This is a genomic window from Vibrio sp. Y176, assembly GCF_033438945.1.
Genome location: NZ_JAWOQS010000730.1, coordinates 1 through 626 on the forward strand (window position 1 = coordinate 1; position 626 = coordinate 626).

Consider the following 626-nt stretch of genomic DNA (forward strand, 5'->3'; position numbering starts at 1 on the left):
TCGATTGAAGGAGTGCGCTACGCCAAAGAAAATGGCATTACCGTATTGGTGACAGACCACCATTTGCCAGGACAAGTTCTGCCAGAAGTGGATGCGATGGTGAACCCAAACCTCGACAGTTGTGCGTTTCCTTCTAAAGCGCTGGCTGGCGTTGGTGTGGCGTTCTATTTGATGATGGCGTTGTGCGTCCACATGCGCAAACACAACTGGTTTGCTCAACAAGGCATGCAAGAGCCGAAACTGATGGAGCTGATCGACCTTGTCGCACTGGGCACTGTTGCTGATGTTGTGCCGCTTGATGAGAACAACCGAATTCTGGTGCATCAAGGGTTGCAGCGCATTCGTGCGGGGAAAGCGCGCCCAGGTATTCAGGCACTGATTGAAGTGGCGAAACGTGATGCGCGACGTTTGGTGGCATCGGACTTCGGCTTTGCATTGGGGCCGCGTATTAATGCCGCTGGCCGTTTAGACGACATGTCTTTTGGTGTTGAGCTACTGATGTGTAACAACATCCACGCCGCACGTCGCATGGCCAGTGAGCTTGATGGGCTCAATCAGACTCGTAAAGAGATTGAAGAAGGCATGAAGCAAGAAGCGATGGCGTTTTGTGAACGTTTGCAGTTTGG

1 protein-coding gene is annotated in these 626 nt (G+C 52.2%); it reads left to right on the forward strand.

Annotated features, from left to right (window positions below):
• Nucleotides 1-626: DHH family phosphoesterase (locus R7O13_RS28330; protein WP_318305385.1), on the forward strand; the 626-nt coding region annotated here is incomplete at both ends.